The sequence below is a fragment of the Roseateles sp. FW301-B2 genome (assembly GCF_058788955.1).
This window is the reverse complement of the sequence record NZ_JBYTBE010000001.1, coordinates 370,360-392,278: the sequence shown is the minus strand read 5'-3', so window position 1 is coordinate 392,278 and position 21,919 is coordinate 370,360. Positions and strand designations below refer to the sequence as shown.

General features: G+C 67.1%; 15 protein-coding genes. 9 read left to right on the top strand and 6 right to left on the bottom strand.

Features of this window, described 5'->3' with window-relative positions:
* Positions 1-62 precede the first annotated feature (62 nt).
* Entirely contained in the window at positions 63-3,881 is a 3,819-nt protein-coding gene (gene hrpA / locus AC3WQY_RS01620) for an ATP-dependent RNA helicase HrpA (RefSeq protein ID WP_492705382.1), read from the bottom strand.
* A gap of 136 nt (positions 3,882-4,017) precedes the next feature.
* Positions 4,018-4,407 carry a VOC family protein gene (locus tag AC3WQY_RS01615; protein WP_492705246.1) on the bottom strand — a complete coding sequence of 130 codons (390 nt, stop codon included), beginning with the start codon at positions 4,405-4,407 and terminating at the stop codon, positions 4,018-4,020.
* A 95-nt stretch (positions 4,408-4,502) separates the two neighbouring features.
* On the opposite strand from AC3WQY_RS01615, the gene argA reads away from it, so the two are divergent.
* The 9 genes from argA (at position 4,503) to hemH (ending at position 17,781) form a co-directional block, all read left to right on the top strand.
* Entirely contained in the window at positions 4,503-5,843 is a 1,341-nt protein-coding gene (gene argA, locus AC3WQY_RS01610) for an amino-acid N-acetyltransferase (protein ID WP_492705244.1), read from the top strand.
* A 79-nt stretch (positions 5,844-5,922) separates the two neighbouring features.
* On the top strand, positions 5,923-6,195 hold the full coding sequence (locus AC3WQY_RS01605) for an oxidative damage protection protein (protein WP_285232857.1): 273 nt from the start codon (positions 5,923-5,925) through the stop codon (positions 6,193-6,195).
* Positions 6,196-6,339: 144 nt separating this feature from the next.
* Positions 6,340-7,341, top strand: coding sequence for an extracellular solute-binding protein (locus AC3WQY_RS01600; RefSeq protein ID WP_285232858.1), 1,002 nt, complete (start codon positions 6,340-6,342; stop codon positions 7,339-7,341).
* A 164-nt stretch (positions 7,342-7,505) separates the two neighbouring features.
* Complete coding sequence (locus AC3WQY_RS01595; protein WP_285232859.1) at positions 7,506-7,802, top strand: H-NS histone family protein; 297 nt, start codon at positions 7,506-7,508, stop codon at positions 7,800-7,802.
* Between the two features lie 214 nt (positions 7,803-8,016).
* Positions 8,017-11,031 (top strand): bifunctional diguanylate cyclase/phosphodiesterase, encoded by a 3,015-nt coding sequence (locus tag AC3WQY_RS01590; RefSeq protein WP_492705241.1) that lies wholly within the window; start codon positions 8,017-8,019, stop codon positions 11,029-11,031.
* Between the two features lie 9 nt (positions 11,032-11,040).
* Positions 11,041-12,990, top strand: coding sequence for a DNA primase (dnaG, locus tag AC3WQY_RS01585; protein ID WP_492705239.1), 1,950 nt, complete (start codon positions 11,041-11,043; stop codon positions 12,988-12,990).
* 350 nt (positions 12,991-13,340) lie between these two features.
* Positions 13,341-15,566: an RNA polymerase sigma factor RpoD gene (gene rpoD / locus AC3WQY_RS01580; protein ID WP_492705237.1), complete on the top strand. Its 2,226-nt coding sequence runs from the start codon at positions 13,341-13,343 to the stop codon at positions 15,564-15,566.
* Positions 15,567-15,711: 145 nt separating this feature from the next.
* The gene (locus AC3WQY_RS01575; protein ID WP_285232863.1) at positions 15,712-16,677 is read left to right on the top strand and encodes an adenylate/guanylate cyclase domain-containing protein; all 966 of its coding nucleotides are present in this window, start codon (positions 15,712-15,714) and stop codon (positions 16,675-16,677) included.
* 12 nt (positions 16,678-16,689) lie between these two features.
* Positions 16,690-17,781: a ferrochelatase gene (hemH, locus tag AC3WQY_RS01570; RefSeq protein ID WP_492705235.1), complete on the top strand. Its 1,092-nt coding sequence runs from the start codon at positions 16,690-16,692 to the stop codon at positions 17,779-17,781.
* Positions 17,782-17,784: 3 nt separating this feature from the next.
* On the opposite strand, the gene AC3WQY_RS01565 is transcribed toward hemH, so the two are convergent.
* From AC3WQY_RS01565 to AC3WQY_RS01550, 4 genes are read right to left on the bottom strand one after another with little or no spacing between them, the layout of a single operon-like run.
* On the bottom strand, positions 17,785-19,278 hold the full coding sequence (locus AC3WQY_RS01565) for a tripartite tricarboxylate transporter permease (protein ID WP_492705233.1): 1,494 nt from the start codon (positions 19,276-19,278) through the stop codon (positions 17,785-17,787).
* Between the two features lie 15 nt (positions 19,279-19,293).
* Positions 19,294-19,821, bottom strand: a complete 528-nt coding sequence (locus AC3WQY_RS01560) for a tripartite tricarboxylate transporter TctB family protein (RefSeq protein ID WP_492705231.1) — start codon at positions 19,819-19,821, stop codon at positions 19,294-19,296.
* A gap of 10 nt (positions 19,822-19,831) precedes the next feature.
* Positions 19,832-20,794: a Bug family tripartite tricarboxylate transporter substrate binding protein gene (locus AC3WQY_RS01555; protein ID WP_285232867.1), complete on the bottom strand. Its 963-nt coding sequence runs from the start codon at positions 20,792-20,794 to the stop codon at positions 19,832-19,834.
* 33 nt (positions 20,795-20,827) lie between these two features.
* The gene (locus AC3WQY_RS01550) at positions 20,828-21,856 is read right to left on the bottom strand and encodes a porin (RefSeq protein ID WP_492705228.1); all 1,029 of its coding nucleotides are present in this window, start codon (positions 21,854-21,856) and stop codon (positions 20,828-20,830) included.
* Between the last annotated feature and the right edge of the window lie 63 nt (positions 21,857-21,919).

Here is a 21,919-nt window from a genome sequence, read left to right as displayed (position 1 = left end):
CAAAACAGCCCGCCTGCGGTAGCGGGAACTGGCGGGTTTTGTCGTTCTTTTCGCGACCGGCCTCAGTTGCTGAGCTGCGCCCAGACCTTGTCCAGACGCTTCACGCTGACCGGTTGGGGGGTGCGCAGTTCCTGTGCAAACAGGCTGATGCGCAACTCCTCCAGCTGCCAGCGGAAGTCCACCAGGCGCGCATCCTGCGTGCCCTTGAGCTCGGCCACGCGGCGCAGATAGCGCTGCTCCAGCGGGCGCAGCTCGGCCAGGCGCTGGGCATCGCGGGCCGGGTCTGCACGCAGCTTGTCCAGGCGCGCGGTGATGCCCTTGAGGTAGCGCGGCAGATGCTGGGCCTGGGCCCAGGGCGTCAGTGCCACGAACTGCTTGGGCATCAGGCGCTGCAGCTGCGCGGCGACATCGTCGGCCACTTCCTTGGGCGCGCGCGCATCCTTGAGCTTGCGCGTGGCGGCCTGGTATTCGATCAGGATCACCCCGGTCAGGCGCGCCACCTCCTGCGCGATCAGGTTCAGGCGCGTGCGCCCCTCTTCCAGCCGCTGCTTGAAGGCGAACTCGTCCGCCGGCAGCGGCTCGGCCAGGAAGGCGCGGTCCACCGCCACGCCGATGATCTGGTCGCGCAGCTCCTCGGCCGTGCCCAGGCCCATGTAGAACACCGACATCTTCTGCAGATCGGGGATGTTCTTCTCCAGGTATTTGAGCGGCTCCTTGAGCTGCAGGGCCACCAGGCGGCGCAGACCCAGGCGGTGCTTGGCGGCGGCCACCTCGGGCTCGTCGAAGACCTCGATCTCCACCTGCGTGCCGCGGTCGATCAGGGCCGGGAAGCCGATCAGGGTCTGCGCACCGCGCTGGATTTCCATCAGCTCGGGCAGCTCGCCAAAAGTCCAGGCGGTGTAGGCCTGGCTGGCCTGGGTGGCCTCGCGCGCCTTGGGCTTCTGAAGCACTTCAGCGCGCACGCCACCCTTGGCGACCGGCGCCGGCGCGGGCGCCGCCTGCGGCGTGGCTAGCTTGAGCTGGGCCAGGGCCTGGAAGGCCGAGCGCGCCTGCGCGCCCAGCTCGGCCTTGAGCGCCGCGAGATTGCGGCCCATGCCCAGCTGGCGGCCATGCTCGTCCACCACGCGATAGTTCATGAACAGATGCGGCTGCAGCTGCTCGAGCTTGAAGTCATTGCGCTGCACGGCGATCTGGCTGCGCTCCTTCACCGCCTTCAGCAGCACCTCGACCAGGCTGCCCTGGGCAAAGGGGTTGAGCTCGATGAACTCGGCCACGAAGTCGGGCAGCGGCACCAGGCGCGCGCGCGGCTTCTGGTGCAGGCTCTTCAGCAGGGCCATGATCTTGGCCTCCAGCATGCCCGGCACCAGCCATTCGCAGCGCTCCTCGCTGACCTGGTTGAGCGCATAGATGGGCACGCTGACGGTCAGGCCGTCGCGCTGGTCGCCCGGCTCGTGCAGATAGCTGGCCATGCAATCGACCCCGCCCAGGCGGATCGTCTTGGGGAAGGCATTGCTGGTGATGCCGGCCGCCTCATGGCGCATCAGCTCGTCGCGGCTGAGATGCAGCAGGCGCGGATTGGCGCGGCTGGCTTCGCGGACCCACTTCTCCAGCGTGGCGCCCGAGCAGACCTCGCGCGGCAGCTGCTGGTCGTAATAGTTGTAGATCAGCTCGTCGTCCACCAGCACGTCCTGGCGGCGCGACTTGTGCTCCAGCTCCTCGACCTTGGCGATCTGCTTCTGGTTGTGCGCCAGGAAGGGCAGGCGGCGCATCATGTCGTCAGGCAACTCGCCATTCACCAGCGCCTCGCGGATGAAGATCTCGCGCGCCGCCGGCAGGTCGACGCGGCCGAAGTTCACGCGCCGGTTGTTGTAGATGACGATGCCGTAGAGCGTGGCGCGCTCCAGCGCGATGACCTCGGCGGCCTTCTTCTCCCAATGCGGCTCCAGCAACTGGGTCTTGAGCAGATGGCCGGCCAGCGGCGCGATCCACTGCACATCGATATTGGCGATGCCGCGGCCGAACAGGCGCGTGGTGTCCACCAGCTCGGCGGCGATGATCCAGCGCCCCGGTTTCTTGCTCAGGTGCGCACCGGGGTGGCGCCAGAACTTGATGCCGCGCGCGCCCAGGTACCAGTCGTCCTCGTCGCTCTTGCAGCCGATATTGCCCAGGAGGCCGGCCAGCATCGAGAGATGCACCTGCTCGTAGGTGGCCGGGCTGCCGTTGAGGCGCCAGCCATGCTCGGCCACCACGGTGTGCAGCTGCGAGTAGATGTCGCGCCATTCGCGCACGCGGCGTGGCGAGACGAAGTTGTCGCGCAGCAATTGCTCGTGGCGGCGGTTGGAAAGCTTGTGCTCGCCCTGCCCGCCGCGGCTTTCTTCCAGCCATTTCCAGAGCTTGAGATAGCCCATGAACTCGGAGCGCTCGTCGTCGAACTTCTTGTGCTTCTCGTCGGCCTGCTGCTGTTGCTCCATCGGCCGGTCGCGCACATCCTGGCCCGACAGTGCGCTGGCGATGATGAGCACCTCGGCCAGTGCCTCGCGGCTCTTGGCCTCCAGAATCATGCGGCCCACGCGTGGGTCCAGCGGCAGCTTGGAGAGCTCGCGGCCGATCGCGGTGAGTTCGTTGCCCTCATCCACCGCGCCCAGCTCGGCCAGCAGCTGGTAGCCGTCGGCGACGGCTTTGCGCGGCGGCGGTTCGATGAAGGGAAAATCGTCCACCTGTCCCAGATGCAGGGCCTTCATGCGCAGGATCACGCCGGCCAGCGACGAACGCAGGATCTCGGGGTCGGTGAAGCGTGGCCGCTCGTTGAATTCCTTCTCGGCGTACAGGCGTATGCAGATGCCATTGGCGACGCGCCCGCAGCGCCCGGCGCGCTGGTTCGCCGCCGCCTGGCTGATCGGCTCGATCTGCAGCTGCTCGACCTTGTTGCGGTAGCTGTAGCGCTTCACCCGCGCCTGCCCTGGGTCGATCACATAGCGGATGCCGGGCACCGTCAACGAGGTCTCGGCCACATTGGTGGCCAGCACGATGCGGCGCTGGCCATGCGGCTCGAACACGCGGTCCTGCTCCTGCTGCGACAGGCGCGCGAACAGCGGCAGGATTTCCACGCCGGGCGGATGGTGCTTGCGCAGCGCCTCGGCGGCCTCGCGGATCTCGCGCTCACCGGGCAGGAACACCAGCACATCGCCGCCGCCCTCGCGCCAGAGCTCATCGACGGCGTCGGTGATGGCGTTGTTGAGGTCGTACTCGCGCGATTCCTCGAAGGGCCGGTAGCGCTGCTCCACCGGGAAGGTGCGGCCCGAGACCATCACCACCGGCGCGGGGCCCTTGGCAGATTCGAAATGCTTGGCAAAGCGCTCGGCATCGATGGTGGCCGAGGTCACCACCACCTTCAGATCCGGCCGGCGCGGCAGCACCTCGCGCAGATAGCCGAGCAGGAAATCGATGTTGAGGCTGCGCTCATGCGCCTCGTCGATGATCAGGGTGTCGTAGGCCTTCAGCAGCGGGTCGGTCTGGGTCTCGGCCAGCAGGATGCCGTCGGTCATCAGCTTGACCGAGGCACCGGGCTGCAGCCGGTCCTGGAAGCGCACCTTGTAGCCAACGATCTCGCCCAGCGGCGTGTTCAGTTCCTCGGCAATGCGCTTGGCGACGCTGGAGGCGGCAATGCGGCGGGGCTGGGTGTGGCCGATCAGCTTGCCGGTGTTGGCGCGGCCGCGGCCCAGCGCCAGGGCAATCTTGGGCAGCTGGGTGGTCTTGCCCGAGCCGGTCTCGCCGCAGACGATGATGACCTGGTGCTCGTTGAAGAGGCGCGCAATTTCCTCGCGCCGGGCCGAGACCGGCAGCGATTCGGGGAAGCTGATGGGCGGCAGCGGATTGGCGATCGGCGCCGGCTGGGCGGGCCGAGCGGGGCGCGCGGAGCGCGGCGGACGCTTCGCGGCGGCGGCCGGGCTGCCAGGATGGGGGGGGAGCTTTTCGTTCACGAGGCGCGGATTATCCGCGCCCCGCGCGGCCGGCCGCTCAGGCGGGCCTGGGCTCGTAGGTGATGATGTTGATGGCGGCCCCTTGCGGGTCGCGGATGCAGGCCATGCGGCCCACCGTGGGGACGTTCATCGCCGGCATCAGCACCGCGCCGCCCAGGGCCGTGCACTTGGCGATGGTGGCGTCGACATCGTCCACCGTCACATAGCAACCCCAGGCCGGCGGCAGCTGGCTGCTCGGGTCGGGGCAGCTCATCATGCCGGCAATGGCGGTATCGCCGATCTTGGCCACGTGGTACTTGCCGGTGGGCATGTCCATGGACTCGATGGTCCAGCCGAACAGGCTCCCATAGAACTCGGAAGCGGCCGCGGGGTTGGGCGTCATCAGCTCGGACCAGCTGAACGCGCCATGGGTCTTGAATGCATCCATCTCGGGCTCCTCGGTAGTGAGGGGCCCATGCTCCATCCGGGCTGGCGCGCGCGCAAGTGTCTTTGCGCAGGCGCCGCTGCGGCACAATTCGTACCATGAGCCTGGTCTTCCCCCACACCTTCGTCCCCTGGTTTCGCTCCGTCGCGCCCTATATCCACGCCTACCGAGGCGAAACCTTTGTGATCGGCATGGCCGGGGAGCTGATCGCCGCCGGCAAGCTCAACGCCTTTGTGCAGGACCTCTCCATCCTGCACGCGATGGGCATCAAGATCGTGCTGGTGCATGGCTTCCGCCCCCAGGTGAACGAACAGCTGGCCGCCAAGGGCCATGCCTCGCAATACAGCCATGGCCTGCGCATCACCGACGCGGTGGCGCTGGACTGTGCTCAGGAAGCCGCCGGCCAGCTGCGTTTCGAGATCGAGGCGGCGTTTTCGCAAGGCCTGCCCAACACGCCGATGGCCAATGCCACGGTGCGGGTGGTGTCCGGCAACTTCCTCACCGCGCGGCCCGTGGGCATCGTGGACGGCGTGGACTTCCAGCACAGCGGCGTAGTGCGCAAGGTGGATGCGGCGGCGATCCAACGCGCCATGGACACCGGCGCGGTGGTGCTGCTCTCGCCCTTTGGCTTCTCGCCCACCGGCGAGGCCTTCAACCTGACCATGGAAGACGTGGCCACCGGCACCGCCATCGCGCTGCAGGCCGACAAGCTGCTGTTCGTGGGCGAGGTGGCCGGGGTGCGCGAGAACCCCGAGGACCTGGACAGCCCGATCGACACCGAGCTGGCCCTGGCCGACGCCGAGCGCCTGCTGGCGCGCCTGCCCGAAGCGACCGAACCGACCGATGTGGCCTTCTACCTGCGCCACTGCGTGCGCGCCTGCCAGGCCGGCGTGGAGCGCTCGCACATCGTGCCCTTTGCGGTCGATGGCGCGATCCTGCAGGAGGTCTACACCCATGACGGCATCGGCACCATGGTGGTGGACGAAAAGCTCGAGAGCCTGCGCGAGGCCAGCTCCGACGACGTGGCCGGCATCATTGCGCTGATCGAGCCCTTCGAGCGCGACGGCACCCTGGTCAAGCGCGACCGCACCGAGATCGAGCGCGATGTGGAGCTCTACACCGTGATTGAGCATGACGGCGTGATCTTTGGCTGCGCCGCGCTCTACCCCTATGTGGAAGCGCGCACCGCCGAAATGGCCGCGCTGACCGTCTCGCCCGCCGTGCAGGGCCAGGGCGACGGCGACCGCATCTTGAAGCGCGTGGAACAGCGCGCCAAGGCCATGGGTCTGGCCAGCATCTTCGTGCTCACCACCCGCACCATGCACTGGTTCATCAAGCGCGGCTTCGTGCAGGTGGACCCCGACTGGCTGCCCGAGGAACGCAAGCGCAAGTACAACTGGGACCGCCGCTCGCAGGTGCTGGTGAAGAAGCTGGCCTGACCCTGCGCAGCGCCCGCCTATGCCAGGCGCGCTACAGTGCGCGCCATCCCCCTTATCGATTGAATTACCGAGGTTGACTATGGCCCGCACCGTGCAATGCATCTATCTGAAGAAGGAAGGCGACGGCCTGGACTTCGCGCCCTACCCCGGCGAATTGGGCAAGCGCATCTATGAAAACGTCAGCAAGGAAGCCTGGCAAGCCTGGATGAAGCACCAGACCATGCTGGTGAACGAAAACCGCCTGAACCTGGCGGACCAGCGCGCGCGCCAATACCTGGCAAGGCAGATGGAGCAGTTCTTCTTCGGCGGCGGCGCCGAGCAGCCGGCGGGCTATGTTCCGCCGACGGTTTGAGTCATCTCAAACAAGAATCATTCTCGTTTGAGTTAGACTCCTGAGCATCGGGCGCCACGCCCCTGTTCAGGAGTTGATATGCGTTTCTTGCAGATTCGGCGCGCCCGCGCCGCCTTTCTCCCGGCCATCGCCACGCTGGCCGGCATGCTGCTGGCACCCGCCGCGGCACAGGCCCAGGAACAGGTGCTGAACCTGTACTCGGCGCGCCACTATCAAACCGATGAGGCGCTCTACAGCAATTTCACCAAGGCCACCGGTATCCGCATCAACCGCGTCGATACCGATGACGCGGGTTTGCTGGCAAGACTGAAAAGCGAGGGCAGCTCCAGCCCGGCCGACGTGATTCTGCTGGTGGATGCCGCCAGGCTCTGGCAGGCCGAGGAAGACGGCCTCTTCCAACCCATCAAGTCCACCCTGCTTGAGCAGCGCATTCCGGCGCAATTGCACGCCAGGAATACCGCCCAGGGCGTCTCCTGGTTTGGCCTGTCCACCCGCGCCCGCCTGGTGGTCTATAACAAGCTAACCGTCAAGAAGGACGACGTTCTCAACTATCAGGACCTGGCGGATCCGAAAAACAAGGGGCGCGTTTGCACGCGCTCCGGCTCGCACCCCTATAACCTCTCGCTGTTCGGCGCCCTGTACGAACATATGGGAGCGGAGCGCACCGAGCAATGGCTCAAGGGCATGGTCGCGAATATGGCGCGCGCCCCCAAGGGCGGTGATACCGACCAGATCAAGGCGGTGGCAAGCGGCGAATGCGGCGTGGCCCTCACCAATAGCTATTACCTGGCCCGCATGATGCGCTCGGACAAACCCGAAGATCGCGCCGCGGTAGAGAAGATCGGCATGGTGTTCCCCAATCAGGCCAGCTGGGGCACGCACCTGAATATCGCCGGCGGCGCAGTGGCCAAATATGCCAAGAATCGCGATAACGCCATCAAGTTCCTGGAGTACCTCGCCTCGCCCGAGGCGCAGATCTACTTTGCCAACGGCAACAACGAATGGCCGGCGGTGAGCGGCGTGCGCGCCAGCAATCCGGCACTCGAAGCGATGGGGCAATTCAAGGCCGAAACCATCCCGGTATCGGTGGTGGGTGCCAATCTGCCCAAGGTGCAACAGATTCTGGATCGGGTCGGCTACAAGTAAGTAGGGCGGTGGTGGCACTGGAATGGGTGTCGTGAATATCACCCACTTTCGGCGCCCCCTATTTCACAAGATCTGAAAATCCATTATCGTTAGGTTTCAGCGCCCCCCAATAATTGCAGCACCGGGCGGGGACGACGAAAGAAACCTTGCGAGGATTTGCAAAGATGGCATCGCTGAAAGACCTCCTGGCCCAGAGGGCCGCGCTTGACCAACAAATTGCCGAAACCAAGGACCGCGAGCGTTCCGATGCGATCGCCAAGGTGCGTTCCTTGATGTCCGAGTATGGTCTGAGCGTGGCCGATCTGAGTGCCAAGGTACCCAAGGCGGTCAAGACCTCCAAGGTGGCGGTGAAATATCGCAACCAGGCGACCGGCGAAACCTGGAGCGGACGGGGCCTGCAACCCAAATGGCTGAAGGCGGCGATTGGCGCCGGTGCCAAATTGGACGATTTCCACGTCTGACATTCCGCGCGTGCGGCCGCGGCCGCCGCGATGCAAGCCTGCATATGGAGCCACCCCTCGGGGTGGCTTTTTTCTTGCGCGGCGGGATATTCAACAAGGGGAATACACCACCACCTATTCGCAGGGTGCGTCGGCCCAGGGCCCATGTGACGCACGGCACCCCTGCTAGCATCAGCGCCCCGGCTTCACAGATAAATCCAACCAGGGCCGCCACTTGGATAAATCGCCACTGACGCGTATCGCCCTGGTGGGCGTGGCCAGCATGGCTTGCGCCTGGCTGGGCCTGCTCACACCCGCGCTCGGTGCCTTCGTGAGCCTGTTCTGGCCACCGGCCGGACTGGCGCTGGCCAGCCTGCTGCGCTGGCATTGGCCGGCCGCCATCGGCGTGCTGACCGGGGTGGCGGCGATCGCCATCTTGCAGGGCGCTTCGCCCGCGCTGGCCTGCAGTCTCGCGGCGGCCAACCTCATCGGCCCCTCGATCGCGGCCTGGGGCCTGCGCCGTCTCCATTTCAGGCCCGACATGGCCCGCCGCCGCGATCTCGCCAGCTTTGTGCTGCTGGGCGTCGCGCTGGGCCCGGGCATCAGTGCGCTCGCCGGCGCCTTGATCCTGCTGGGCTTCGGCCACATCGTGCCTGCGGAAATGCCCCGTGCCCTGCTCTCCTGGTGGGGTGGCGACGCGCTGGGCGTGCTGAGCCTGGGCGTGCCCCTGCTGGTGCTGCCCGGCCTGCCGGCGCGGCCACGCACCGAACCAGGCGCCCCGGCCAGGCGCACCGCCTGGCTGGCAAGCGGCTTGCTGGCCTTCGCGACCTTGGGCAGCGCGGCGCTGGTGTTCGGCCTGGGTGGACAGAATGCCGCGATGCTCAGCCCCTGGTTGTTTGCACCGCATCTGCTGCTCAGCTGGCTGACCCTGCGTGATGGCCTGACCCTGGCCTCGGTGACCGCCGCGCTGCTGACCCTGCTGGCCGCGCTGAGCACCGGCGTCGAGCTGGGCCCGTTTGCCGCCATCCCGCTGCCGGAGCGACTGGCCACGCTATGGGCCTACACGGCGAGCGCCGCCGCCGTCCCCTTGCTGGCCAATGCCGTGCTCGGCGAGATGCACCAGGAGCACTCGCGCTGGCGCCACGCGCTGGAGGCCGCCGGCATGGGCATCGCCAGCTGGGATCTGGTCACGGGCGAGCATCGCGCCTCGCCGGCCTGGCAAGGCTTTGTGGGCACGCCCGCGCTGCAGCCCGCCGCCGCGCCGACGGCCTGGCTGGAGGCCGTGCATGCGATGGACCGGGTGCGGCTGCTGCCCCTGCTCACCGAGTTGCTCGCGCCCCATGGGCAAGCCCATATCAGCGAGACGCTGAGGCTGCGCCGCGAGGGTGGCGACTGGCTCTGGTTTGAGCTGCGCATGCATGTCGAGGAACGCGACGCCCGGGGCCTCGCACAGCGCCTGGTGGCCACACTGACCGATGTGACCTGGAAGCGCACCGCCGAGGAACGCGAGCGCATGAGCGTCAGCCTGTTCCAGCATTTGCACGAGGGCCTGCTCATCACCGACACCGATGGCGTGGTGCTGGACGCCAATCCCAGCTATTGCCGCATCATGGCTCAGGCACGCAAGGCCTTGCTGGGCCAGCGGGCAACGCCGCTGCTGCTCGAGCACCTGCGCCGATCCGGACACAGCCCCGAACAGCTGCAACTGGCCCTGCAGGCGCAGGGCCATTGGCAAGGCCTGGTCAGCTGCACGCGCCACGACGGCAGCTCCTGCGAACTGCAGCTGACCGTGTCCACCATGCCCGAGCCCGAGGGTCCGGCGCGTTTCCAGGTGATCGCCGTCAGCGACATGACCGAGCAGCTGCGGCGCCAGGCCTTGCTGGAGCGGCAGCGCCAGTTCGACGAGTTGACCGGGCTGCCCAATCGCAACGAGTTCCTGCGCCGGCTCGAGCTGGCGCTGGCGAGCAGCGAGCAGCAGGGCTTCATGCTGTGCGTCTGCCACCTGGACCTGGACAATTTTGCCCAGCTGGCCGAGGCCGAGGGCGAGGCGCGCGCCAATGCGGCACTGCGCGCGCTGTCGCAGTCCTTGCACGGCGCGCTGCGCAGCGCGGAGCAATGGTCGGACCAGCTGGCACGCATCGGCGGCGATGAGTTCGCGCTGCTGCTGCGCTGCGACAGCTTGGCCGAAGCCCGCCTGGCCACCGAGCGCATGCTGAACGTGCTGCGCCTGCCCATCTACCTGGATGAGCACAGTGCACCGCTGACACTGACCGCCAGCCTGGGCGCCAGCCTGTTCCCCCTGGACCGCTCCAGCGCCGAGACCTTGATGCGCCACGCCGGCCACGCGCTCTACCGCGTGAAACGCGCCGGCCGCAATGCCTGCGAGTTCTTCGACACCGAGAAACGCCTGCGCAAGCATGCCGATGGCATCGCCCTGGGCCGCATGCAGGAAGCACTGGACGGCGGTGAACTGCAGCTGCATTACCAGCCCAAGGTGGACATGCGGCGTGGCCGCGTGCTGGGCTTCGAAGCCCTGCTGCGCTGGCAGCATCCCGAGCGCGGGCTGCTGATGCCAGGCCTGTTCCTGCCCCTGGTGGAGCGCACCGGCCTGGGTGTGCAGATCGGCGACTGGGTGCTGGAGCAGGCGATGCGCCAGTCGGCGCAATGGCTGGCCCAGGGCCTGCAGTTGCGCGTCAGCGTGAATGTCACGGCACGGCACCTGCAGACCCTGGACTTCACCCAGCGCCTGCGCGAGTTGCTGGCCCGGCACCCGGAACCGATTGCCGGGCATCTGATGCTGGAGGTGCTGGAATCAGCGGCGCTGGCCGACGTCGATGCCACCCACCGCCTGATCCAGGACTGCAAGGCCCTGGGTGTGAGCTTCGCGCTGGACGACTTCGGCACCGGCTATTCCACCCTCACCTACCTGAAACGCCTGCCGGTGGACGCGCTCAAGATCGACCGCTCCTTCGTGCAGAACATGCTGATCGATCCGCATGACCAGGCCCTGGTGGAAGGCGTGATCGGCCTGGCCAGGACCTTCGGCTGCAGCGTGGTGGCCGAGGGTGTGGAATCCGATGCCCATGCGCGCGCCCTGCTGGCCGCTGGCTGCGAACTCGGCCAGGGCAGCGGCATCGCCCATGCCATGCCAGCGGAGCGCGTGCCCGAGTGGGTGGTTGCCTTCGAGCAGGCGCCCAGCTTCGGTGGACGTCGCGCGGCCGCGGGCGCGACGAAAATGGGCATCGCTTAGACTCGGCCGGTGATCCCACCCGGCTTTATCCAGGACCTGCTTTCCCGTGTCGACATCGTCGAGGTCGTCGGCCGCCATGTCGAGCTCAAGAAAGCGGGCATCAACCACAAGGGCCTGTGCCCCTTCCATGGCGAGAAGTCGCCCAGCTTCATCGTCAGCCCGACGCGCCAGACCTACCACTGCTTCGGTTGCGGCGTGCACGGCAATGCGATCGGTTTCCTGATGGAGCACACCGGCGCCGGCTTTGTCGAGGCGGTCGAGGACCTGGCCCAGCAGACCGGCATGCAGGTGCCGCAGGACGAGCGCAGCGCCGAGGAGCGCGAACGCGCGCAGGCGCAGAAGCAGCGCCAGGCCAGCCTGACCGACGTGCTCGCCAGGGCCGGCGAGCATTACCGCGCGCAGCTGAAGAAAAGCCCGCGCGCCATCAACTACCTGAAGCAGCGCGGCCTCACCGGTCAGATCGCGGCCCAGTTCGGGCTGGGCTATGCGCCCGAGGGCTGGCGTGCGCTGGCAAGCGCCTTCCCGTCCTACGACGACCCGCTGCTTGCCGAGTCCGGCATGGTCATCACGTCAGGCGACGAGGGCGAGGAGCAAAAGCGCTACGACCGCTTCCGCGACCGCATCATGTTCCCGATCCGCAATGTGCAGGGCGAGGTGATCGGATTCGGCGGCCGTGTGCTCGACAAGGGCGAGCCCAAATACCTCAACTCGCCCGAGACCCCGGTCTTCAGCAAGGGGCGCGAACTCTACGGCCTGTACGAGGGCCGCCAAGGCCTGCGCCAGCGCGGCTATGCACTGGTGGTGGAAGGCTATATGGACGTGGTGGCGCTGGCCCAGCACGGCTTCAACAACGCCGTCGCCACGCTGGGCACGGCCTGCACGGCCGAGCATGTGCAAAAGCTGTTCCGCTTCACCGAATCGGTGGTGTTCAGCTTCGACGGCGACGCCGCCGGTCGGCGCGCCGCGGGCCGCGCGCTGGAGGCCGCCCTGCCCCATGCCACCGACGTGCGCAGCGTCAAGTTCCTGTTCCTGCCCAGCGAGCACGACCCTGATTCCTATGTGCGCGAGCTCGGCGCGGAGGCGTTCGAGCGCTGCGTCGCCGAGGCCATCCCGCTCTCGCGCCAGTTGCTGGAGTCCTGCTCCGAGGGGCTCGACCTGGGCAGCGCCGAGGGCCGCGCGCGCCTGCTGGCGCAGGCCAAGCCCTTGTGGGAGGCCCTGCCGCAGGGGCTGCTGCGCCGCCAACTGCTGGGCGACCTGGCGCGGCGCGCCCAACTGCCCGATCAGGAATTGATGGATCTGTGGCAGACCCGCGCGCCGCAGTCCGCGCGCGCGGCCAGCCACGAACAGGGCCATCCGCCCGACGACTACTGGGCGCCGCCTCCCGAGCATTACGACGATCTGGGTGCACCCGCCGCGCCGGCCGCACCCGCGGCCCCGCGCCGCCGCCCCGAGCAGGCCGGCGGCGAACGCAAGCCCTGGAAGAAGGACTGGAAGCGCCGCGGTCAGGATGACGACCCGACCCTGGGCACACCGCGCCAGCAGCCCGCCGCGCCCATGGACCATGCGCTGCGCATGCTGCTCCTGCACAGCGCATGGTGGGAGCGCCTGAGCGACCAGGACCATCAGCTGCTGCACGAACTGCCCGGCGTGCATGGCGACCTGGTGGCATGGCTGGAGCGCTTCCTGGTCAACCACGGCGCCTGCGCCTGGTCCGTGCTGCAGGTCAGCCTGGCCGAGGAAGGCCAGTTGGAGGCCGCACGCCGCGCCTGCGGCGGCCGGCTCGATGCCATGGAAGAGGAGGAGTTGCAGTTCGAGGATCTGCAGCAACTCCTGCGCAAGCTCTGGCTGGACCGGCTCAAGGGCGAGGCCAGCCAGTTGGCCAGCGCGCCGGTCGGCCCGGACACCCTGGTCAGACTGAAGGAATTGCACGAACAGATCCGGCTGCTGAGCGCGGCCTGACGTCAAATTCTTTGACGGACCCGCGTTCTTGGCAGATAATTAAGGGTTTTCGCGCGTCAAGAGTGACGGCAGCACCTTCCGGAACCGGCCACCCACTGACCCTGGGCACCTACATAGAGGTATCAGGCCACCTTTATCCGCTTAAGGGCTGCGTTCTCAAACGTTCACGCTAGCCTTGCACGCGCAAAGCCTTGTGGCCTGGCCAGATGCCCGCATCTATCCAGGCTGCGAGGCCCATGTTTTTGCCGCCTGGGCATGATCGCGCCGCATCACTCCTTCGGAGTTTTCGCGCTGAGCTCTCAGGTGGCCGCTTGCATTGCGCCGCCCAAATACCCCATCCGAGGAACTGCATGACTGCCAAGAAGACCGCGCCAAAGGCTGAGAAACAGGCTGACACTCTGGTCGAAGAGACCAAGAAACCTGCCAAGGCCACCAAGGCCAGCAAGGCAGCCGCCGCTGCACCTGCTGCGGCCACGGCCGAAGACAAGCCCAAGCGCGGTCGCAAGCCCAAGGCAGCCACCGAGACCAAGAAGGCCGGCGCCAAGGCCAAGCCGATCGAAGAGGAAGTGGACCTCTCCGATCTGGAAGCCGATCTGGAAGGCGAGCCCGAGGCGGATGCCGAGGTGGAAGAAGCGGCCGAGGACAAGCCCAAGGCCAAGCCCCTGCGCATGAAGGTCAGCCGCGCCAAGGAGCGCGCGCTGATGCGCGAGTTCGGCCTGGACGAAACGGCGCTGACGGAAGAAGAAGTCGCCAAGCGCCGCCAGGAGCTCAAGACCCTGATCAAGATGGGCAAGACGCGCGGTTTCCTGACGCATCAGGAAATCAACGACCACCTGCCCGAAAAGCTCATCAACGAGGAAATCCTCGAGGCCATCGTGTCCATGTTGAACGACATGGGCATCGCGGTGTACGAGCAGGCGCCCGACGCCGCCACCCTGCTGATCCAGGGCAGCACCTCGCCCACAGCCACCGAGGAAGAAGCCGAAGAAGCCGCGGAAGCTGCGCTGTCGACGGTGGACTCCGAGTTCGGCCGCACCACCGACCCGGTGCGCATGTATATGCGCGAAATGGGCACGGTGGAGCTGCTCACGCGTGAGGGCGAAATCGAAATCGCCAAGCGCATCGAAGGTGGCCTGCAGGCCATGATGCTGGCCATCTCGGCCTCGCCCACCACCATCGCCGAGATTCTCTCGATCGCCGCCAAGATCCGCGCCGGCGAGATGCAGATCTCCGAATCGGTAGACGGTTTCGTCTCCGACGACGAGGCCGACGACTATGTGGCCGAGGAAGACTTCGACGAGTTCGATGAAGAGGACGACGACGACGGCAACGGCGGCTCCAAGGCCCTGACCAAGAAGCTCGAGGAGCTGAAGAACGCCGCGCTGGTGAAGTTCGACAACCTGTCGACCAACTTCGACAAGATGCGCAAGGCCTTCGAGAAGGACGGCTACCGTTCGGCCTCCTACGACAAGGCCCAGCACGCCATCAGCGCCGAGCTGATGACGATCCGCTTCACCGTCAAGACCATCGAGCGCCTGTGCGACATCCTGCGCTCGCAGGTGGACGATGTGCGCCGCTACGAGCGCGAACTGCGCAAGATCGTGGTGGACAAGTGCGGCATGCCGCAGGAGCACTTCATCAAGGTGTTCCCGCCCAATGCGCTGAACCTGCAATGGGCCGAGAAGGAAGTGGCGGCCGGCAAGCCCTACAGCACCGTGCTGTCGCGCAACCTACCGCCGGTGCAGGAACTGCAGCAGAAGCTGATCGACATCCAGGCCCGCGCGGTGGTGCCGCTCGATGATCTGAAAGAGATCAACAAGCGCATGAACGAGGGTGAGAAGGCCTCGCGCGACGCCAAGAAGGAAATGATCGAGGCCAACCTGCGCCTGGTGATCTCGATCGCGAAGAAGTACACCAACCGCGGCCTGCAGTTCCTGGACCTGATCCAGGAAGGCAATATCGGCCTGATGAAGGCCGTGGATAAGTTCGAATACCGTCGCGGCTACAAGTTCTCGACCTACGCCACCTGGTGGATCCGCCAGGCCATCACGCGTTCGATCGCCGACCAGGCCCGCACCATCCGCATCCCGGTCCACATGATCGAGACGATCAACAAGATGAACCGCATCTCGCGCCAGCACTTGCAGGAATTCGGCTTCGAGCCGGATGCGCCGACGCTGGCCGAGAAGATGGAGATCCCCGAGGACAAGATCCGCAAGATCATGAAGATCGCCAAGGAGCCGATCTCCATGGAGACGCCGATCGGCGACGACGACGACTCGCATCTGGGCGATTTCATCGAGGACACCAACAACACCGCGCCGATCGAGGCCGCCATGCAGGCCGGCCTGCGCGATGTGGTGAAGGACATCCTCGACTCGCTGACCCCGCGCGAAGCCAAGGTGCTGCGCATGCGCTTCGGCATCGAGATGAGCACGGACCACACGCTGGAAGAAGTCGGCAAGCAGTTCGACGTCACGCGCGAGCGCATCCGCCAGATCGAGGCCAAGGCGATCCGCAAGCTCAAGCACCCCAGCCGTTCGGACAAGCTGCGCACCTACCTCGACAATCTCTGAGCGGTACCAACTGCCCAGCAAAGGCCGGCCACGCGCCGGCCTTTTCCTTTGCTGCGCAGTACTTCGCGTTTTCGCTGCAATGGCCGTCACGGAGGCCGGGCTACACTGAGACTTAGTTCACAGCCGCCACCTCGACCACCCGCCCATGACCCAGATACGGGATCGCACCGTCTTGTTTGCCGACCTGCGCGGCAGCACCGGCTTGTTCGAGACCCTGGGCAACGCCGAAGCGACCTCGGTGGTGACGCACACGGTGAGCCTGATCGGCCAGGCCGTCGATGGTTGCGGCGGCCGTCTGGTGAAGACCTTGGGCGACGGCCTGATGGCGGTGTTCGACACCCCCCGCGATGGCGTCAAGTCCGCCATCCAGATGCATGAGCTGCTGAAGAAGGTGGTGTCGCGCGGCCGCCAGCACGGTGCCTCGCCGGGGCTGCGGGCCCTGCGCCTGCAGGTGGCCCTGGCACGCGGCGAGGTGGTCGAGATGGGCGGCGATTGCTTTGGCGACGCCGTCAACGTGGCCGCGCGCCTGCTGGATCACGCGGGCGACAACGAGATCCTCATCACCGCCGAGGTGCTGCAGGGCGTGGCCAGCAATACCAAGTCGCGCTTTCGCAGCCTGGACCGCATCGCGGTGCGCGGCCGCGCCGAGCCAGTGCATGTCTATGTGCTGGACGGCGCGCCCTCCAGCGATGCGGCCGCCACCCAGTTCGGCGAGGTGGTGCATTCGATGGATCCGGATGGCATCCGCCTGGTCTGGCTGGACCTGGACCGCGTCTTCGATATCGACAGCATGCCCATCGTGCTGGGCCGCAGCACCCAGGCCACCTACTGCATCACCGATGGCCGCGTGTCGCGTTCGCACGCCCGCATCGACTGGCATGGCGGCAGCTTCTCGCTCACCGACCTCAGCTACAACGGCACCTTTGTGCGCTTCGGCAGCGACGGTGAAATCGTCAGCCTGCGGCGCGGCTCCTGCACCCTGCATGGCAGCGGCGTGATCGGCCTGGGCAGCGCACCGCTGGACGCCACCTCGCCGACGGTGCGCTTCGAGGTGCTGCACTTTGCCGACACCGAACCCCTGCCCCTGGGCACCTCACGCCTGAAGGGCTGAACCTTCTTCTCCATGAGCTTCCAGTCCGAACCTGCCTTCAGCCACGGCAGCGCGCCCAAGATCGGCGTGCTGTTCTGCAACCTCGGCACGCCCGAGGCGGCCACCGCGCCGGCCCTGCGCCGTTACCTGGCGCAGTTCCTCGGCGACCCGCGCGTGGTGGAGATTCCGCGCCTGGTCTGGCTGGCCATCCTGCACGGCATCATCCTGCGCGTGCGCCCGGCCAAGTCGGCCGCCAAGTACGCCAGCGTCTGGACGCCCGAGGGCTCGCCGCTGAAGGTCTGGACCGAGAAGCAGGCCAAGCTCCTGCAAGGCCAGCTGGGCCAGCGCGGGCACCAGCTGGTGGTGCGTTACGCCATGCGTTACGGCCAGCCCGCCATCGCCGCCCAGCTCGATGCCCTGCGGGCCGAAGGCGTGACGCGCGTGCTGGTGCTGCCCGCCTATCCCCAGTATTCCGCCGCCACCACCGCCAGCGTGGTGGACGACGTGGCGCGCTGGGCACTCAAGACCCGGCACCTGCCCGAGCTGCGTTTCGTCAACCGCTACCACGACGACCCTGCCTATATCGCCGCCTTGGCCGAGAGCGTGCGCAGCCACTGGCAGCGCGAGGGCCGCGGCGACAAGCTGTTGATGAGCTTTCACGGCATGCCCGCCCGCACCCTCGCCCTGGGTGACCCCTATCACTGCGAATGCCAGAAGACCGGCCGCCTGCTGGCCGAGGCCCTGGGCCTGAGCAAGGAGCAGTACCTGGTGACCTTCCAGAGCCGCTTCGGCAAGGCCAAGTGGCTGGAGCCCTATACCGAACCCAGCCTGATCCAGCTGGCCCGGCAAGGCCTGAAATCGGTGGACGTGATCTGCCCGGGCTTCAGCGCCGACTGCCTGGAAACGCTGGAAGAAATCGCCCAGGAAGCGCAGCAGGCCTTCAAGAACGCGGGCGGCCAACGCTTCAGCTACATCCCCTGCCTGAACGACAGCCCGGCCGGCATGCGCGCCCTGGCCGAGCTGGCCGAGCGCCACTTGCAGGGCTGGCCCAGCAAGACGCCGAGCGCGGCCGCCGAGCTGCAGCAGCAGCGCCAGCGCGCCTTGGACGCCGGCGCCAGCCGCTGAGCCTCAGCGGCGCCGCGCCCGCGCACGCCAGCGCAGAAAGCGCGGCAGCAGCAAGACCACCGCCACCAGCACCAGCAGGCCCAGCGAGAGCGGCCGCTCGACGAACACCGACCAGTGCCCGCCGCCGATCGCCACCGCATTGCGCAGATGGGCCTCGGCCAGCGGGCCCAGGATCATGCCCACCACCACCGGCGCGGTGGGGAAGTCGAAGCGCCGCATCACCACGCCAAGCAGGCCGATGGCCAGCATCAGGTAGAGGTCGAAGGCGCTCTGGCGCATGCCGTACACACCCACGGTGGCGAAGATCAGGATGCCGGCATAGAGCTGCGGCTTGGGAATCTTCAGCAGCTTGACCCACAGCCCCACCATCGGCAGGTTCAGCACCAGCAGCATCACGTTGCCGATGTAGAGCGAGGCGATCAGCGCCCACACCAGGGTCGACGAGGTCTGGAACAACTGCGGGCCGGCCTGGATGCCGTAGTTCTGCAGGGCGCTGAGCAGGATGGCGGCGGTCACCGAGGTCGGGATACCGAGGGTCAGCAGCGGCACCAGGGTGGCCGTCACCGCCGCATTGTTGGCCGCCTCCGGCCCCGCCACGCCCTCGATGGCGCCGGTGCTGCCAAACTCCTCCTTGTGCTGCGACAGCTTGCGCTCGGTGGCATAGCTCAGAAAGGTCGGGATCTCGGAGCCGCCGGCCGGGATGGTGCCGAAGGGAAAGCCGATGAAGGTGCCGCGCAGCCAGGCGGGCCAGGAGCGCTTCCACTCGCTGCGCGTCATGTGCACGCTGCTCAGCTTGTTGAGGTTCTGCTCCTCGCGGCCCTCGTAGAGCGCGTTGTAGAGCGTCTCCCCGACCGCGAACAGGCCCACCGCCACCAGCACCACCTCGATGCCGTCCATGAACTCGGGCACGCCCGCGGTGTAGCGCACCTGGCCGGTGATCTGGTCCAGGCCCACCAGGCCCATGGCCAGGCCGATGAACAGCGCCGTCATGCCGCGCAAGGTGCTGGCGCCCAGCACCGCGCTAACGGTGGTGAAGGCCAGCAGCATCAGGCAGAAATACTCCGGCGGGCCCAGCGTGACGGCAAAGTCCGAAACCACCGGCGCGAACAGCGTCACTAGCACGGTCGCGATCGTGCCGGCCACGAAGGAACCGATCGCCGAGGTGGCCAGCGCCGCGCCGGCGCGGCCGTTCTTGGCCATCTTGAAACCCTCCAGCGCCGTCACCATGGTGCCGGTCTCGCCCGGGGTGTTGAGCAGGATGGAGGTGGTGGAGCCGCCGTACATGGCACCGTAATAGATGCCGGCAAAGAAAATCATCGAGGCGGTGGGCTCCACCTGCGAGGTGATCGGCAGCAGCATCGCCACCGTCACCGCCGGGCCCAGGCCCGGCAGCACGCCGATGGCCGTGCCGATGGCGCAGCCCAGAAAGGCCCATAACAGGTTGATGGGTGTGCCGGCAGTGGCAAAGCCGCCCAGCAGTTGGTTCCAGAGTTCCATATCGGCTCGCTATCCTCAGATCCAGCCGCCGCTGGTGACGCCCGGCAGGTTGATGGCCAACAGCTTGGTGAACATCCAGAACACCGGCGCGGCGATCAGCAGCCCGGTCACGCCGTCGATCAGGGTCTGGCGCGCATCGCCGGCGCCCCTGCCCTCGGCCACGCGCATGCCACGCACCGCCAATGCGAAGCACAGGCTGCAGGCCAGCACGAAACCGATCTGGGTGATGAGCGAGGCATTCGCGACGATGCCGGCCACCACCCAGCTGACGGCACGCCAGTCGGCGCGCTCGCCCCCGGAGGGTTTCTGCATGACGCGATAGCCACCGCTGCGCGCCTCCCAGATCAGCCAGGCGCCGCACAGCAGCAGCACCGCCGACACCAGCCAGGGCAAGGCGTTGGGGCCCACGCCCGCATAGCCGGCCTCGGCCGAGACAAAGCTGGCGCCATAGGCCATCACGGCGCCCACCAGCAGGGCGCCCACACCAACCAGGGTCTGGTGCAGCACCTGGGTGGAAGAGAGAGGAGCAGCGGTTTCCGACACGGCAGCGCCCTCAGATCATGCCGGACTTGGCCATGATGGCGCGCAGCATCGCGAACTCCTGGTCCACGAAGTCGGCGAAGGCCTTGCCGGTCAGCAGGGCCGGCGTCCAGCTGTTCTTCTCCAGCGCCTCGATCCAGGCCTTGTTCCTGAACACCGCCGTCACCATGTCGGTGAGCGCCTTGTGCTGCTCGGGCGTGATGCCCGGTGCCGCGTAGACGCCGCGCCAGTTGCCGATCTCGACATTGATGCCCTGCTCCTTCAGCGTCGGCACGTTGACGCCCTTGAGCCGCGTCGGCGAGGTCACCGCCAGGGCGCGCATCTTGCCGCTGTCGATGTACTGCGAGAACTCGGAATAGCCGCTGCCGCCGACGGTGACGTTGCCGCCCAGGATCGCGGCCGTGGCCTCGCCGCCGCCGCGGAAGGGCACATAGTTGATCTTGGACGCGTCCACGCCCACCTCACGCGCGATCATCGCCGCGGCGATGTGCTCGGTGGAGCCGCGCGAGCCGCCGCCCCATTTGACGCTGGAGGGATCCTTCTTCATCTGCTCGACCACGTCCTTGATGGTCTTGAGCGGCGAGGCCGCATGCACGACGAAGACGTTGTACTCGCTGGTCAGGCGGGCCACCGGCGTGGCCTGGCTCAGGTTCACCGGCGGCTTGCCGGTGATGATGCCGCCCAGCATCACCGCGCCCATCACCATCAGCGCGTTCGGGTCGCTCTTGGCCGCATTGACGAACTGCGCCAGACCGATCGCACCCGCAGCGCCGCCCTTGTTCTCGTACTGCACCGAGGCCGCAAGGCCGGCGTCCTGCAGGGCCTTGCCCAGCGCGCGGCCGGTGGTGTCCCAGCCGCCGCCCGGGTTGGCGGGGATCATCATCTTGAGGTTGGCCCCCGCGGCCTGAGCCCCCAGAGGCAGGGTGCCGGTGGCGGCCAGGGCCGCCAGGGATTTCAGAAATTGGTCTCGACGCATGGCTGTCTCCTGTTCTTTGTGCAGACCGGACGATCAGAACGAGTGATAGATGCCGAGCTCGGTACCGCGCGATCCCTGGCCGGCCGCCACGGACGAGCCACCGGGGATCAGGTACTTGCCCGTGGCGCTATTGCTCACCCGAGACATCGTGCCATACAAGGAGGTGCGCTTGGACAGGGCATATACGTAACCAAGGGCAAGCTGCTGACCCTTGTAGTCGGTGGCCGGCGCCGCATTCGTCAGATGCGCGCTGACATAGCTGGCGCGCAGCGTGCCCTTGCCGATCGCGTACGTCGCCCCCAGCACCCAGTTCGATTGCTTCTTGCTGGCCTGTTTGCTGGTGTGCAGCAGGCCGAACAGCTTCAGCTCGTTGAGCGCGTAGCTGGCGCCCAGGCTGGCCACCTTGAACTTGTCGCCGGCGGCGGTGTTGGTGGTGTCGGAGACCGACACCGCCACGTCCAGCGGGCCGCTCGCATAGCCCAGGCGCATGCCTAGGTACTTGCCGGTGGAACCCTCGCCCGCGGCCGCCATCGCCTGGCCATAGACCCCGCCCAGGCCGCCGGGCAGGAAGTAGCCCACCGAGTTGTCCGAGCGCACCACCGTCTTGGCGCTGCCGGAGGCGCCATCGAAGCCGTAGACCAGATTGCTGGCCGCGCCCACGCCGTTGGTGCCGAAGGGGTTGAAGCGGCTGATGTTCCAGAAGGTGGGCGTGTAGTCGCGGCCGAGGCGAACTTCGCCTGCCGTCGTGCTGGCCAGGCTCACCGTGGCGCGGCGGCGCCAATCGCCGCCGGCACCGGTATCGGGGCCGATCGCGCCCTCCAGATGGAAGCTGGCGCTGAGGCCGCCGCCCAGGTCCTCGGTGCCGCGGAAGCCGAGCCGGCTGGTCTGCATGCCGTCGATGCTCAGCAGCGACACCGACTTGCTGCCGTTCGTGAGGCGCTGCACGCCCAGGTCGAGCACGCCGAACACGGTCACGCTGGACTGTGCCAACGCCGCGCCGGTGCAGGCGCCCATCAGCATCAGGGCCAGGGGGGCGCGGCGGAAGAGTTTTGTCGGTGTCATCGGTTTGTCTCCGTGGTTTGTAGGAATGCACCACGATGGTGGCCAGCCAAGCTGTCAAACCGC